Source organism: Pseudolactococcus piscium, assembly GCF_002441695.1.
Lineage (GTDB): Bacteria > Bacillota > Bacilli > Lactobacillales > Streptococcaceae > Pseudolactococcus > Pseudolactococcus piscium.
Window position 1 is genome coordinate 1 of sequence record NZ_JXJW01000067.1, and the last position, 424, is coordinate 424.

The 424-nt window shown below is 43.2% G+C and carries 1 protein-coding gene; it reads right to left on the reverse strand.

The genetic code is table 11. From position 1 onward, the window contains the following. On the reverse strand, window positions 1-424 hold a 424-nt coding region (locus RU86_RS12220; protein WP_179296296.1), incomplete at both ends, for a hypothetical protein.

Genomic DNA, 424 nt, shown 5'->3' on the forward strand with positions numbered 1-424 from the left:
TCAGATTCGCCAGTTTTATCAGGCTGACTGCTAAATCAGGTAGGGCAGGATAGGGAACAAACGGTTTAGCCAAGTAAACCGTATGATCACTAATCAACTGCCCATTGGTCGTATTGGGTATCTCAACTAGAGAGACGACCGTTTCAGGTAGCTGGTTGGCATCTTCCTTGCACCAAATGACTGTGACGCCAAGTTCACTCATATCCTCTGCCAGCAGTTCATTGATTCCATGACCTGATAAAAGGGCATCATCGACAATCGTCAAGATATAATGGGGAGAAAACTGTACTTTTTCGCGACCTGCTTCCTTAAGCACTTGCTTACGTTTGATTAAGCATTGATAAAATGCGTTAAGGACGATATCTCTCAGTTTTTCATTGTAGATCAAGCCCCGCATGTTCAATTCTTGTAGTTTAAAATGGGG